Below are 12,519 nucleotides of genomic sequence, written 5' to 3'. Positions count from 1 at the left end.
CTCCCGATAGACAGCTGAGCGGCAGAGGCCGAGTTGTCTCGCAGCTTCCGAGGTTCTGTCGCAACCTTTCGGCAACGAGGCTTCCAAAAACCGCTTGGCGTCTCAAAATAGATCTCATCGCCGTCAGGCTCTGGCTGAATGGAGGGTCGTGGCGCTGCGGCTCGCCTGAAATACCCACAGGCCATCCGCGTGCCATCAATTCAAACAATGTGACAACAACCCGCCGCGAATTTCCGTCACCGCGGCGACCACGGACGCAGCCTCGGCATCCAGCGCGGCACATTGGTCCGGAACACGTCATAATCGGTGCCGAAGCTGCGGCTGAGCGTCGGTGCCTCGTAGAAGACCACGAAGAGGTGGCAGGCCAGCCAGAAGACGAAGCCATAGGCGAGAAGTCTCACATCCGCGAACAGCAGCGCCTGGCCGAGAATGACGGCAAGCACCGCCACATACATCGGGTTGCGGACATGGCGATAAAAGCCGGTCACCACCAGATGCCGCGTCGGTGCGACCGGCGCCGGCGTGCCCAGTCCCTGGAGCGCAAAGCGCGCGAAGGAATCGATCAGCACCGGCAGGCCGGCAAGTACGAGGGCAATGCCCGCGAGACGGATCGGCGCCATGCCGGGGAAGGCCGGTCGGAATTGCCAGCCGTTCAACAGCCACGGAATGATGCCGCCCACCATCAGCGGCACCCCGACGAAGAAGACCGCCGAGCCGATGACGGCCGTCTGCCTGCGCATGGATGAACCTCCTTCAAATGGGCTGCCACGTCCTTCCCGCCTCCTCCGTAAGGTGGGCAGGCTATATCCATGTTCCTGCTTGTCTTCCTCCGTGATTAGAGGATCGCCCCAAAATGTGATAGGAAACCCTCTTCATCATGACATGGCAATGGGGCTCTGTCGGTCGAAAGACCTTGTGTGCTCCCGCCCATATAATGGGAGGTTGGCATGGCTATTTCTCCAGGCATTGTGAAATGCGGGGTCTTTCGCCCCCACGAACTGGCATTCCTTCAGGAGGTCTTCGACGGATGCCTGCCGAAATCACTCGGCGGCGAAGCCGACGCGGTCGCGCGCCGGCTGATCAGTGCGTATCAGAGTGGGATGCGCGACAGGGATCTGCTGCGGTTGACAGCGATCGGCAACCGGTCCGGCGCATCGCGCCCGCAGGCGACCGAGGTTGGCGCGGACGCCGCGTGAGTGTTGGCCCCAACAAAAAACCCGCCGGTTTCGCGGCGGGTTCTTCGTCGGCGTTTGAAATGATCGATCAGCGGCCCTGACGCGCCACCCGGTCGATCTCGGCGCGGTTGATGCCGAGATCGGCGAGTTCACGGTTCGACAAGCGGTTCAGTTCGTTGATCGTCTCGCGCACGCGGCGCCAGTTCTGATAGTTGCGAATAAGGTTCATCTGACCCTCCATTTCGTGAATTTCCTGTTGCCGGTGAGATAGTGAGGGTCGCGGCGCGGTTGAAGCGACGACATTGCATGGCGGCAATGCGCGTGGTGCAATGCAGCATTCATTCTTCTTTAAGGCTGTGTCCGGGCGCCCCCGCTGTTCAGAACAGCGAGCCTTGCTGGCCGCCGGACCTGTCCTTGGGGGCCGGTTTCGGCCGCGGTTTTGGCGTATCGGCCGAGCCGGTCGCGACGGCGCCGGCCACGCCGTCGGCGAACTGGATCGAGAGCGGGGCACCGGCCCCCAGCGCTGCTGCGCGTTTGACCGTCTGGCCGTCCGCGTCGCGCACCACGGCGAAGCCGCGTTCGAGGATCGACTGGTAGGAGACCGTCGAGAGCATCCTTTCCGCCTGGCTGAAACGGGTGCGGCGGGCAGCGAGCAGGCCGTCGACGGCCCGGCGCAGCCGCACGGCGATCCGCTGTTCCTCGCGACGAAGCTCGGCCGCATGCCGGGCAATCGGCTCGACCGTCATGCGGGCATTGAGTGTCGCGAGATGTCGCCGGCGTTCGCGCAGGCCCGCCTGGGCACCTTTCGGCAGCCGGCCGGCCGCGTGATCCAGATGGCGGCGGGCCTCGGCCAGCCTGCGCGCCAGCAGCGAGGGCGCGATCCGCGCCGCGTCGAGCCGCGCGCGCTTGCGTTCGGTGCTGACGACGAGCGCGCGGCCGAGCCGGGCGGTGGCTTCGTCGAAACGGCGGCGCGGCAGCGCCAGCAACTGGTCCGGCGAAGGGAGCGCGCGACCGGCGGCGCGCAGCGCCTGGCGTTTGCGCTCGACGCCGCGCGACGTAGCGCCCGAAAGCCTGGCGGCGAGGCTGGCCAGCGTCGCCTGCAGTTCGGCCTTGACCGGCACGGCGAATTCGGCCGCGCCCGTCGGCGTCGGAGCACGCATGTCGGCGACGAAATCGACCAGCGTCCAGTCGGTCTCGTGGCCGACGGCCGAGATCACCGGGATCTTCGAGGCGGCGACGGCGCGTGCCAGCCCCTCGTCGTTGAAGCCCCAGAGATCCTCGAGGCTGCCGCCTCCGCGCGCCACGATCAGCACGTCGGGACGCGGGATCGGCCCGTCGGCAGCGAGCGCGTTGAAACCTTCGACCGCCGCCGTCACCTCCGCGCCGGCCGTCTCGCCCTGCACCCGCACGGGCCAGACCAGCACATGCAAGGGGAAACGATCGCGGATGCGGTGCAATATGTCGCGGATGACCGCCCCGGTCGGCGAGGTGACGACGCCGATAATGCCCGGCATGTAGGGCAGGCGGCGCTTCCGGTCCTGGTCGAACAGGCCCTCGGCGGCGAGCCGGCGTTTGCGTTCCTCCAGGAGCGCCATCAGCGCGCCGGCGCCGGCGGGCTCCAGATTGTCGATGACAATCTGGTATTTGGACGAGCCGGGATAGGTGGTCAGCCTGCCGGTGGCGATGACCTCCATGCCTTCCTCGGGCCGGAATTTCAGCCTGGACATGGTTGTCTTCCACACCACTGCCTCGATGCGGGCACGGTCGTCCTTCAGCGAGAAATAGGCGTGGCCGGAAGAATGCGGCCCGCGATAGCCGGAAATCTCGCCGCGCACGCGCACATTGCCGAAGGCATCCTCGACCACCCGCTTCAGCGCGCCGGATATCTCGCTCACCGTATATTCGGCGGCGTTGGTCTTCGAATCGTTGGCAAGGAAGTCGCTCATGAACCGGATTGGCGCGCCTTGTCCGCCCGAGGTCAAGTGGCGCGTCGATCGCTTCGCCTGATGCAGGGATCAGAAGAATTGGCTGGACGCTGCCTCGGCGGCGGATCTAGGGAGCACACATGAACGTCCAGTCCCAGCCGCGCCAGGTTGCGGCGCCCCCTCTTGCTTCGTCGCGCACCGACAAGCCGTTTGAGCCGATCGACTACGGACTCTACGCCCTGACCGTCGTCGGCTGGAGTGCTTCCTGGTTCGCGATCTCGCTGCAGGTCGGCACCGTCTCCAACGAGGTCAATCTCGTCTGGCGCTTCGCCATCGCGACGGTGCTGATGTTCTGCTGGGTGCTCCTGTCGCGCCGTCCCTTGCGCTTTCCCATTGCCGACCATCTGCGCTTCGCCGCGCTTGGCGTGCTGATCTTTTCGTCCAACTTCCTGCTGTTCTACTACGGTGCCCTCCATCTGGTGAGCGGCCTTCTTTCCGTCGTCTTCTCCCTGGCATCGGTCGTCAACATGATGCTCGGCGCGATCGTGATGCGCGAGCGCCCGTCGGCGCGGATCCTGGCCGGCGGGCTGATCGGCTTTTCCGGCATCGCCTTGATGTTCTGGCCGGAAATGGCCGCACACGGATTGTCCGGCGGTACGGTGACCGGCCTTCTCCTATGCGTGGCCGGCACGCTGTCCTTCTGCCTGGGCAACCTGGTTTCGGCGTCGGCGCAGCGGCGCGGCCTGCCGCTCATCTCCATGAATGCCTGGGGCATGCTCTACGGCACGCTGTGGTCCGCCTTCCTGGCGCTGCTTTTCGGCCGCCCCTTCATCATCGTGCCGACGGTCGCCTATCTCGGTTCGCTCCTGTTCCTCGCGGTGGTTGCGACCGTGGTCGCCTTCGCCGCCTATCTGACGCTGCTTGGACGGATCGGCGGGGCGCGGGCGGGCTACGCGACGGTGATGTTCCCGGTCTTCGCGCTGCTGATCTCGACCGTCTTCGAGGGCTATCAATGGACGCCTTGGGCGGCCGTCGGGCTGGGCCTCGTCGCCCTCGGCAACGTCCTGGTGATTCGAAGCGGCAAGCGCTAAAACGCCGCGATTGCGGGAGAAACGTCGATGAAAGCCGTCCTGTTCGAAGCATTCCGCCAGGCTCCCGAGATCCGCACGGTGCCCGATCCCGAGCCGGATGCTGCGGGCGTCGTCGTCAAGGTCGAGGCGACCGGCCTCTGCCGCAGCGACTGGCACGGCTGGATGGGGCACGACGCCGACGTCGTGCTGCCGCATGTGCCGGGGCACGAACTGGCCGGAACCGTGATGTCGGTCGGCAAGGACGTCCGGCGCTGGCGGGTCGGTGACCGGGTCACCGTTCCCTTCGGCGCCGGCTGCGGCCATTGCCACGAGTGCATGTCGGGCAATCACCAGGTCTGCGAGAACCAGTTCCAGCCGGGCTTCACCGCCTGGGGGTCCTTCGCCGAATTTGTCGCCCTCGATTTCGCCGACGTCAATCTGGTCCGGCTTCCGGACGGGCTCGACTTCGTCACCGCGGCCAGCCTTGGCTGCCGTTTCGTTACGTCCTTCCGGGCGATCGTCGACCAGGCCAAGGTGTTGCCCGGCGAATGGGTGGCTGTCCATGGCTGCGGTGGGGTCGGGCTGTCCGCGATCATGATCGCGACCGCGATGGGCGCCAATGTGGTCGCCGTCGACCTGACCGAGGACAAACTCGCCTTCGCCCGGGAGATCGGCGCGGTGGCGACCGTGAATGCGGCGGCCACCGAGGACGTCGTCGGCGCGGTGCGGGATGTCACCCGGGGCGGCGCCCATGTCTCGATCGACGCGCTGGGCCATCCCAGGACCTGTTTCAACTCGATCGCCAATCTGCGTCGCCGTGGACGCCATGTGCAGGTGGGCCTGATGCTCGACGATCATGCCCGGCCGGCGATCCCCATGGACAAGGTGATTGCCCATGAGCTGGCGATCCTGGGCAGCCACGGCATGCAGGCCTTCCGCTACCAGGCCATGATGGACATGCTGGAGACGGGCAAACTCGCGCCGCAGAAGCTGATCGGCAAGCGCATCCACCTCGACGAGGCGCCCGCCGCGCTGACGCGCATGGACAGCTTCGAGGGACGAGGCATCACCGTCGTCGACAGATTCTGACGCTGCGTGCAATCGCCCGGCCGGGCGACGGAGACCTCGCTCAGCGCCGGATCGGTATTCGCGTCACCAGCCCGCCATCACATGGTTCGGCCGCAGGCGCTTGCTGCGAATGCCGCCAAGTGCGGCGAAATCGAAGGTGCCGGTCTCCTCGGCGAGCGGGACGGAGATGTTGTCGAGGCTTTCGGCGATGTGCCGGGCAAGCGCATCGACGATGTCGGCCTTGCTCGAATGGCCGCGCAATATGCCGATCTTGATGTCGGGCAAGGGACCGAAGCCATCGGCCTCGGAGAGCACCCGCATGCCGGGACGCAACGCGCATTCCGGCAACACCGACACGGCGAGGCCGGAAAGCACCGCTGCGATGATGACCGTCGCGGACCAGCTGGTGAACAGGATGCGGTGGTCGCGGTTCATCTGATGGAGCACGTCGCTGGCCGCGCGTCGCCACTGGCAGGTCGGCCGGCCGAAAGCCATCGGCAGGATCTCCTCCTCATGGACGGAATGATTGGCGGAAGTGACCCAGAGCAAGGGTTCATTGCGTACGATCTCGACCGGCCGGACATCCTCGCATTGCGTGACGAGCGCGATGTCGAGATGTCCGCGCCGGATGAGCTCGGCCAGGTTGATGGTCGGCTCGCAGACCACCGACAGCTCGACGCGCGGATTGGAGCGCGCGAAGCGGCCCATGATCTCCGGCAGGAAACGGTCCGCGTAGTCGTCGGGCGTGCCGATGCGCACCTGGCCCTCGAGGCTCGAATCGTCAAAGGCAGCGAGCGTTTCCCGGTTGAGCCGAAGCATGCGGCGTGCATAGGCGAGCAGCCTGTCGCCCTCCTCCGTCAGCCGGTTGGTGCGGCCATCCTTCTCGAACAGAGGCTTGCCGATCCGCTCTTCCAGCCGGCGCATCTGCATGGAGACGGCCGACTGGGTGCGGTGCACTTCTTCCGCTGCCCGGGTGAAGCTTCCGGTGTCCGCAATGGTGACGAAGGTCTGCAACTGGTCGAGATCGAGCGGTGAGGCCATGGCCGAAAACTCATCATCAAAGTTGATGCGTAAGATTAAAAACATTCGTTGGACTAATCAATAGGGTGTCGGCATAGTGCGATCGTTCACATGAGGCTTTCGAACCCGAGCCGGAAGGGCGTGTCCTCCCACGCGCCGTTTCGGGCTTACGGGGTTTGCCTGGATCGCAAGGAGACATCGCAATGACCACGCTCGACCACTCGACCTCGCTGCGCGCCGCCCCGCGTCATGGCTGGGCGGTGCGTGTGCTCAATGCGGCATCGGGCTTTTATCGCTCGTGGAAAAATCGCCGCGAATTCCTGCGGCTGGGCGAGATGTCCGATGCCGAACTGGCCGATATCGGCCTCCGGCGCACCGACCTCCATGTCGCCGTGGGCTCGCCCTTCGGCATGGATCCGACGGCGCGGCTGAACGACATCGTCCATGCCCGCAACGAGGAAACCGCCGCGCGCGGGGTCTGCTGAAGTCCCGAATGGCGTATCGCGTCAAACCCTCTTTACGCGATACGCTGCCGGGCATCCGACAAGCGGGCATCGGTATCGGGATGAATCCGATGCCACGACGAATGAAAGGAGCGGCAGCACGGATTCCATCGGTGCGTCCGCCGCTCAAAAAGCTTCCCTAAGCAGGCTATCCCACTCCCGCCGGCTCCCCCGGCCAGCCTGCATTTGCCCGGCCTTTTCCAGGCCGGGCTTTTTTCAAGCGCGGTTCGGCCGACCGGACCGCACCGGCCCGGGCAGGCGACTGGCCGTTTTCCCCAAAGCGACATCCCGCGCGCGGTTCCCACTTCCACGAAATCTCTTCCGCTCAAGGCTTGCCGGCAATCCACGATAATCCCGCTGTCCACAGGGCCTGCGGGATTGGTCTCGTCGGAACCATGGCGTAACGTAAGGGCAACTCGGGTGCCGACGGTCGGTCCGAATGGTCGATGGACCGGATCGGCGGCAAAAAGCCCGGGGCCCGTTCTGGGCAGGCGTCAGGCGGCTTTGGCCGCCGTGATCGGCCGGTCCAGGGACCGAACGGGGCCAGCGCCAGCGGTTGCAGACGTGAAGCGTTGGGCCGATGCCCGCCATGAAGGCCGGTCAAGTTCTTCGATGGCATGCCCGGGCGGAGCCTTCGCCGGTCTCGCAAGGGTGATCCCGACGAAACGGATCTCGAAAGAACCGCTCCGTCGTGGTCGTCAACAACAAGGCCGTTTCGGCGGCTTTGGAGTGACAGGGAGGCGCTGGGAGCAATCCCGGCGCTTTCTGTTTCTACGCAACGCGGCGCGTGTCCGGGGTCTTGGGGACCTCGTCCGCCCGAAGCGCAGGTCGCGCTTCGTCAGCGATAGCGGTCCATGCCCCTCACGAACTGGTCGAAGATCGACTCCACGCCCTTCTGATAATCGTCGCGCTGCTTCGTGCCCGTCTCGAACATGTCGCCGAACAGGTCGTCATAGGGGTTGCGCGGACGCTCGCCGGGATTGGCGCGCCGCTGTGGCTGCGGTTCGGGGGAAGGTTCCGGCTGAGTCGCCTGGCCGCCGCGCAGCATCTCCTCGAATATCCGCCCGAGCGGGTTGTCGCCATAACCGCCGGGCATCTGCTGCGGCTGCCGGGGCGCCTGTTGCCGTTGCTGGGGCGCCTGCTTTGCACCGCCGCCGAACATGTCCTGGAGGATCTTGCCGAACGGATTGTCCAAGGGGTCTGCCGGCTGCGGCGCTTGCCGCGGTTGAGGCGCCTGCGGCATGCCGAGACCGCCGCCCTGCTTCATCATCTGCTCGATGATCTCCTGGAGCGGGTTGCTCGCGCTGCCGAAGCCACCGGCCTGCATCTGGTTGGTCGATTGCTTGAACAGCCCGCCCATGATCATGGCGGCCACGGCCGGCAGCATCTGTTGCAGCACCTGCTGGCCGATGCCGGTTGCCTGGGCGGCCTGGGAGGCGACGGCCCGGCTCAGATCCTTGGAGCCGAAGATCTGGCCGAGAATGTCGTTGCCGTCGGCCGTGCCTTGTGGCGAGAAGGCGTCCGCGGCGTCGTCGAAATAGTGGGCATGTTGGCCGCTGGAGAGGCCCGACAGGAAGGCGCCGACGCCATAGGGGTCCGACGTGTTGCGCTTCAACCCCTGGCTGAAGGCCGGCAGCAGCGCCTCCACCGCGGCCTGGGCCTGCTCCTGGGAGAGATTGAACCGGCGGGCCAGCGCCTCTATGCCGCCGCCGTTCTGGGCGTTGGCGAGCATGTCGAACAGATTGGGCATGGGAACGTCCTCGTGATCCTCCCGCGCCGGACGGCGGTCCGGCGCCGTGGTCCATAGGCTAGAGCCTTTTCCCGGCCGAATGAAGTGGCTTCGCGTGCGGGCGCGCGCGCCCCGTCAATAGGCGTATTCGAGGAAGACCGGTTCGATCGAGTCGCCCCAACGCGTGTGATAGGCGTTTAGCATCTCCTCGGCGCTGGTCGTGCCGCGCGCCACGACCTCGTCGAGCGGCGACAGGAAATGCGTCTCGTCATATCCGTCGCGGTTCTTGCGGCCGCGATTCGTTAGGCCGGTGTGCGAGATGGCGAGGGCCTCCCGGGCGACGTCGCGCAACGTGCCGGAGCCGAAGGGCACTCCGAGCCCGCCGGCCGGCGCCGCGTCGCGCATGGCGCGAACGTCCTCATAGGTCCAACCGCGGGTCAGCGCCTCGGCGGCGTCGAGGGCTGCCTCGTCGTAAAGCAACCCGACCCAGAAGGCGGGCAGGGCGCAGATGCGGCGCCAGGGGCCGCCGTCGGCGCCGCGCATTTCGAGGAAGCGCTTCAGGCGCACATCCGGGAACAGGGTCGAGAGATGATTGGCCCAGTCGCCCATGGTCGGCAGGCCCTGCGGGACGCTGTTGCTGAGCGCGCCGTCCATGAACTGGCGGAAGGTGACATGGGTCACGTCGTGGTAGCGTCCGTCGCGGATGACGAAATACATCGGCACGTCGAGCGCCCATTCGACATAGTCGGCGAAGCCGAAATCGGGGGCGAAACAGAAAGGCAGCAGGCCCGAGCGCTGGTTGTCGGTGTCGCGCCAGATATCGCCGCGCCATGATTGCAGGCCGTTCGGGCGGCCTTCGGTGAAGGGCGAATTGGCGAACAGTGCTGTCGCAAGCGGCTGCAATTTCAGCGAAACCTGCATCTTGCGGCGCATGTCGGTCTCGCTGGAGAAATCGAGGTTCACCTGGATCGTGCAGGTGCGATACATCATGTCCAGGCCCTTGGTCCCCACCTTGGGCATGTAGTTGGTCATGATGTCGTAGCGCGACTTCGGCATTTTCGGCGTTTCAGCGAGCGTCCATTTCGGACTGCCGCCGAGGCCGAGGAAACGGATGCCCAGCGGCTCGGCGATCTCGCGCAACTGCGCCAGATGCGCATTGCCCTCACGGCAGGTCTGGTGGATCGTCTCCAGGGGCGCGCCGGAAAGCTCGAACTGGCCGCCTGGCTCGAGCGAGATCGCGCCCTGGCCGGTTGGCTCGACCAGGCCGATGATGCGGCCGGCATCCATGATCGGATCCCAGCCGAGCGTCCTTTGCATGCCTTCAAGCAGCGCCCGGATGCCGCGTTCACCGCCATAGGGAACGGGCGCATTGCCGTCGACATAGAAGGGGAATTTCTCGTGCTCGGTGCCGATCCGCCAGCGGTCGCGCGGCTTGTTGCCGGCGGCAAGATAGGCGACGAGCTCATCCAGGCCCTCGATGGGCTGGAAATCGGTCGTATCGCGTGCCATCGTCAGTTCTCCCGCCGCCCGGATGCCGGCGCTAGATGGACGATCGGAGCCGGGGCGATCAAGCGAAAAATCCTGACCCTGACATCAACTGTCATTGAACGTTCCAGTCGCCGATGGTGGCCTGGATCACGGCGAGCGCGGCGACGCCGGCGGTGTCGGCGCGCAGGATTCGTGGTCCCAGCGGGATGGGCGTCACGAAGGGCAGGGCCCTGAGCTGCTGGCGCTCCTCCTCCGAGAAGCCCCCCTCGGGGCCGATGAGCAGGCCGAGCTTGCGTTCGGCGATGGTCGACAGGATCGGCACCGGATTGTTGGTGTCGGAGCCTTCGTCGCAGAAGATCAGCCGCCGGCCCGGCTCCCACAGCCAGAGCAACCGGTCGAGCTTGATCGGCTCCTCGACACGGGGGATGGCCAGGATGCCGCATTGCTCGGCCGCCTCGATCACATTGGCCTGCAGCCGGTCGATACCTACGGTCGACATCTGGGTATGCTGGGTGATGACGGGCTGCAGCACGCCCGCCCCCATCTCGACCGCCTTCTGGACGAGATAGTCGAGGCGGCCCTGCTTCAGGGGCGCGAAGCAATAGAGCAGCTCGGGATGCGGCGGCTGGCCTCGCACCTGGGCGAGCGCCGCCAACGTTACCTTCTTGCGCGTCATCGCCGTCACTTCGGCCAGCCATTCGCCGTCGCGCCCGTTGAAGATCAGCAGTTGCGCGCCCTCGCGCAGCCGCAGCACATTGCCGAGATAGTGCCCCTGCTGCGGATCGGGCTCGATCTCGGCGCCCTGGGAAAAGTCCTGCGGAACGAAGAGCCGCTGCATTCTGTAGTTCGCACGCATGCCGGAGACATCTTACGGGACGAAGCCGTGGTCAAGTCCCGCAAAGGGATTGGCCTCGAAAGCCGCTGGCGCTTCGGGCAATCGCGACCATGATCGAGCGGGCAGGTCAGCGAAGCCGAATTGAATCGTGCCAGGCAGGACCATAGCCGGCCTTCAACGCGACGAGCGTCGTCGGCGGCGTCAGGAGCTGGAGCCGGCCGATCTGCGGGAACGTCAGCCGCTCGCCGTAACCCCGGAACGTCCACAGGCGCAGCGCGCCGCCATGCTTGGCAAAACAGTGCTCGCCGCTGCGGAGCACGGCCCCGTCGGGAAGGGCGGTGAAGGCGGCTTCGTCCTCGACGGCGACGAAGGGGCCGCCGGATATCAGCCGTTCCGCATGGAGCCTCGTGTCGAGTTCCGTCGCGCGCGGCGCAGACCTGCCGAAGACCTGGGCGCAGCAGGCGACGAAGGCCGCGGCCCGTTCGCGTCGGCAGTAGAAGCAGGGGCGGTGCCCGGCTGCCAGCGCCGTCACCTCGTCCAGGAAGAACAGCTCCGTCCAGCCGGCATTGCCGGAGGGCGCGTTGCGGCCCATCACCTCGCGCCTGCGACCGCGGAAGTCGCAGACGCAGATCAGCCAGGCGCGGGTTGACCAGCGCCTCTTCAGGAGCGTCCTGGTTGCGGGGTCGTGGATGACGCCGCGATTGCCGGTGAAGGTGCCGCGCCAGGGCACGGCATGGATTTGCCCCAACGGATCCACTCTGTTCTGCAGCGGCATTTTCGCGCCCTTTGCCTGTTTCGAACCCCATGCTATCGCTCGGCCGTCTGATGTCATTCCATTTCATAACCGGAGCAGCCGGCGATGCGGGTCCTCGTCGTCCAGAACTATGACAAGACCGGCCTCGGCCAGGTCGGCGCGGCGCTTGCCGAGGCCGACGCCGACCTTGACATCCGCGAGGTCCATCGCGGCGAACCCCTGCCGATCGACGCCTCGCGACACGCCGCTGCAGTGATCCTGGGCGGCGGCCAGAATGCGCTCGATGACGACGCCTATCCCTACATTCCCGCTCTGCTCGAACTGCTGCGCGATTTCGAGCGCCGCGACCGCGCCGTGCTCGGCATCTGCCTCGGCAGCCAGTTGCTGGCCCGTGCCTATGGCGGCAGGAACCAGATCGGCGGCGCCACCGAGTTTGGCTGGCACCAGGTCGGCCTGACCGCCGAAGCCAAGGACGATCCGGTGCTCGGCGGCCTGCCCGAAAGCTTCCCCATCTTCCAGTGGCACGACGACACCTTCTCGCTGCCGGATGGCGCGGTGAGGCTGGCTTCGAGCGCAACCGTCGCCAACCAGGCGTTCCGCATCGGGCGGGCGACCTACGCCACGCAATTCCATTTCGAGGCTGACCGCGCTTTGGTCGGCGAATGGAGCACGGGCTTCGCCGATGTTCTCGCCACGCGCCAGCCGGGCTGGGCCGCGCGCCATCAAAGCGAGGCGGCCAGGCACGGCCCGCAGGCCGATGCCGCGGGCCTCGCCATCGCGCGGGCCTGGGTGCGCCTCATCCGGGCGTAAGAAGGCAGTTTTCCCGTCAGCGGGTCGGCAAGGCGGCTCTCTTCATGGGCGTGACATATCCGCCACGCCGCCGATTTTCCTGTGTGGACGACCGCGATGGCGGCTGGCGACCGGACGGAGGCGCGGCTAGAAGGGCGCCGCT

13 protein-coding genes are annotated in these 12,519 nt (G+C 66.3%); 5 read left to right on the top strand and 8 right to left on the bottom strand.

The window, feature by feature from the left end; all coding sequences use genetic code 11:
* Positions 1–236: 236 nt before the first annotated feature.
* Positions 237–740, bottom strand: coding sequence for a methyltransferase family protein (locus JN280_RS32650; protein WP_202308384.1), 504 nt, complete (start codon positions 738–740; stop codon positions 237–239).
* 207 nt (positions 741–947) lie between these two features.
* Between JN280_RS32650 and JN280_RS32645 the strand changes: the two genes are divergently transcribed.
* Positions 948–1,196 (top strand): hypothetical protein, encoded by a 249-nt coding sequence (locus JN280_RS32645; RefSeq protein WP_202308382.1) that lies wholly within the window; start codon positions 948–950, stop codon positions 1,194–1,196.
* A 67-nt stretch (positions 1,197–1,263) separates the two neighbouring features.
* Here the strand turns inward: JN280_RS32645 and JN280_RS32640 are convergent, their stop codons facing one another.
* Entirely contained in the window at positions 1,264–1,404 is a 141-nt protein-coding gene (locus JN280_RS32640) for a DUF1127 domain-containing protein (RefSeq protein ID WP_202308380.1), read from the bottom strand.
* 148 nt (positions 1,405–1,552) lie between these two features.
* Positions 1,553–3,121: an exodeoxyribonuclease VII large subunit gene (gene xseA, locus JN280_RS32635; protein ID WP_202308377.1), complete on the bottom strand. Its 1,569-nt coding sequence runs from the start codon at positions 3,119–3,121 to the stop codon at positions 1,553–1,555.
* Positions 3,122–3,240: 119 nt separating this feature from the next.
* Here xseA and JN280_RS32630 point away from each other — a divergent pair, with 119 nt between their 5' ends.
* Together JN280_RS32630 and JN280_RS32625 are read left to right on the top strand one after the other, a co-directional pair.
* On the top strand, positions 3,241–4,191 hold the full coding sequence (locus JN280_RS32630) for a DMT family transporter (RefSeq protein ID WP_202308375.1): 951 nt from the start codon (positions 3,241–3,243) through the stop codon (positions 4,189–4,191).
* Between the two features lie 27 nt (positions 4,192–4,218).
* A complete protein-coding gene (locus JN280_RS32625; RefSeq protein ID WP_202308373.1) occupies positions 4,219–5,259 on the top strand; it encodes a zinc-dependent alcohol dehydrogenase family protein in 1,041 nt (346 codons plus the stop codon).
* Positions 5,260–5,322: 63 nt separating this feature from the next.
* Here the strand turns inward: JN280_RS32625 and JN280_RS32620 are convergent, their stop codons facing one another.
* Entirely contained in the window at positions 5,323–6,279 is a 957-nt protein-coding gene (locus tag JN280_RS32620; RefSeq protein ID WP_202308371.1) for a LysR substrate-binding domain-containing protein, read from the bottom strand.
* A gap of 182 nt (positions 6,280–6,461) precedes the next feature.
* Between JN280_RS32620 and JN280_RS32615 the strand changes: the two genes are divergently transcribed.
* Positions 6,462–6,743, top strand: coding sequence for a DUF1127 domain-containing protein (locus JN280_RS32615; RefSeq protein ID WP_202308369.1), 282 nt, complete (start codon positions 6,462–6,464; stop codon positions 6,741–6,743).
* 856 nt (positions 6,744–7,599) lie between these two features.
* Here JN280_RS32615 and JN280_RS32610 read toward each other — a convergent pair.
* From JN280_RS32610 to JN280_RS32595, 4 genes are all read right to left on the bottom strand, one after another.
* Positions 7,600–8,511: a DUF937 domain-containing protein gene (locus JN280_RS32610; RefSeq protein ID WP_202308367.1), complete on the bottom strand. Its 912-nt coding sequence runs from the start codon at positions 8,509–8,511 to the stop codon at positions 7,600–7,602.
* A gap of 114 nt (positions 8,512–8,625) precedes the next feature.
* The gene (locus JN280_RS32605; protein WP_202308365.1) at positions 8,626–9,999 is read right to left on the bottom strand and encodes a glutamate--cysteine ligase; all 1,374 of its coding nucleotides are present in this window, start codon (positions 9,997–9,999) and stop codon (positions 8,626–8,628) included.
* A gap of 91 nt (positions 10,000–10,090) precedes the next feature.
* Positions 10,091–10,834 (bottom strand): 16S rRNA (uracil(1498)-N(3))-methyltransferase, encoded by a 744-nt coding sequence (locus tag JN280_RS32600; RefSeq protein WP_202308363.1) that lies wholly within the window; start codon positions 10,832–10,834, stop codon positions 10,091–10,093.
* 106 nt (positions 10,835–10,940) lie between these two features.
* Positions 10,941–11,588 carry a hypothetical protein gene (locus tag JN280_RS32595; RefSeq protein WP_202308361.1) on the bottom strand — a complete coding sequence of 216 codons (648 nt, stop codon included), beginning with the start codon at positions 11,586–11,588 and terminating at the stop codon, positions 10,941–10,943.
* 84 nt (positions 11,589–11,672) lie between these two features.
* On the opposite strand from JN280_RS32595, the gene JN280_RS32590 reads away from it, so the two are divergent.
* Positions 11,673–12,377, top strand: a complete 705-nt coding sequence (locus tag JN280_RS32590) for a type 1 glutamine amidotransferase (protein WP_202308359.1) — start codon at positions 11,673–11,675, stop codon at positions 12,375–12,377.
* The last annotated feature ends 142 nt before the right edge of the window (positions 12,378–12,519 follow it).

It is taken from the genome of Mesorhizobium sp. L-8-10, from assembly GCF_016756635.1.
Lineage (GTDB): Bacteria > Pseudomonadota > Alphaproteobacteria > Rhizobiales > Rhizobiaceae.
This window is presented reverse-complemented; position numbering and strand designations above follow the sequence as displayed.

Bases quoted from the DNA above. Each gene is read 5' to 3' on its own strand.
- JN280_RS32650 (WP_202308384.1), bottom strand. From the start codon at position 740: ATGCGCAGGCAGACGGCCGTCATCGGCTCGGCGGTCTTCTTCGTCGGG.
- JN280_RS32645 (WP_202308382.1), top strand. From the start codon at position 948: ATGGCTATTTCTCCAGGCATTGTGAAATGCGGGGTCTTTCGCCCCCAC.
- JN280_RS32640 (WP_202308380.1), bottom strand. From the start codon at position 1,404: ATGAACCTTATTCGCAACTATCAGAACTGGCGCCGCGTGCGCGAGACG.
- xseA (WP_202308377.1), bottom strand. From the start codon at position 3,121: ATGAGCGACTTCCTTGCCAACGATTCGAAGACCAACGCCGCCGAATAT.
- JN280_RS32630 (WP_202308375.1), top strand. From the start codon at position 3,241: ATGAACGTCCAGTCCCAGCCGCGCCAGGTTGCGGCGCCCCCTCTTGCT.
- JN280_RS32625 (WP_202308373.1), top strand. From the start codon at position 4,219: ATGAAAGCCGTCCTGTTCGAAGCATTCCGCCAGGCTCCCGAGATCCGC.
- JN280_RS32620 (WP_202308371.1), bottom strand. From the start codon at position 6,279: ATGGCCTCACCGCTCGATCTCGACCAGTTGCAGACCTTCGTCACCATT.
- JN280_RS32615 (WP_202308369.1), top strand. From the start codon at position 6,462: ATGACCACGCTCGACCACTCGACCTCGCTGCGCGCCGCCCCGCGTCAT.
- JN280_RS32610 (WP_202308367.1), bottom strand. From the start codon at position 8,511: ATGCCCAATCTGTTCGACATGCTCGCCAACGCCCAGAACGGCGGCGGC.
- JN280_RS32605 (WP_202308365.1), bottom strand. From the start codon at position 9,999: ATGGCACGCGATACGACCGATTTCCAGCCCATCGAGGGCCTGGATGAG.
- JN280_RS32600 (WP_202308363.1), bottom strand. From the start codon at position 10,834: ATGCGTGCGAACTACAGAATGCAGCGGCTCTTCGTTCCGCAGGACTTT.
- JN280_RS32595 (WP_202308361.1), bottom strand. From the start codon at position 11,588: ATGCCGCTGCAGAACAGAGTGGATCCGTTGGGGCAAATCCATGCCGTG.
- JN280_RS32590 (WP_202308359.1), top strand. From the start codon at position 11,673: ATGCGGGTCCTCGTCGTCCAGAACTATGACAAGACCGGCCTCGGCCAG.